At 63.8% G+C, this 414-nt stretch carries 1 protein-coding gene; it reads left to right on the plus strand.

The window, feature by feature from the left end; translation table 11 throughout:
- Window positions 1-399, plus strand: a 399-nt coding sequence (locus tag D1646_RS24090) for an AP2 domain-containing protein (RefSeq protein WP_243154297.1), incomplete at its 5' end; no start/stop codon positions are given.
- Between the last annotated feature and the right edge of the window lie 15 nt (window positions 400-414).

Raw genomic sequence — 414 nt, forward strand, 5'->3', positions numbered from 1 at the left:
ACCGCATGGCTGTGCCGGTGCGACTGCGGCGGCCAGGCGGTGGTGCTCACCTACCGTCTGCGCAGCGGCCACACCTCAAGCTGCGGCTGTCTGGTGGCCGGACGGGGGCCAGGCGCCGACCTGCCCGGTCTGACCTACGTTGACGGCACCTGCGTGGAGATGTTAGCCGCCAAAACGGTGCGCCGGAACAATACCAGCGGCGTACCCGGAGTTGACTGGTGCGCCCAAAAGGGACGATGGCGGGCGACCCTCTGTTTCAAGGGCCGGAGGCACTATCTGGGCAGCTACACCCAATTTGAGGACGCGGTAAAGGCCCGAAAGCGGGCGGAGGAAGAATTGGTTGCCCCTTTTTTACGTGAATTTGCCGGAGACGCCGCACACCAGGCGGCTGACGGCTGATTCAAATAAGATTGC

The sequence above is a fragment of the Pseudoflavonifractor sp. 60 genome, assembly GCF_009911645.1.
Classification (GTDB): Bacteria; Bacillota; Clostridia; order Oscillospirales; family Oscillospiraceae; genus Lawsonibacter.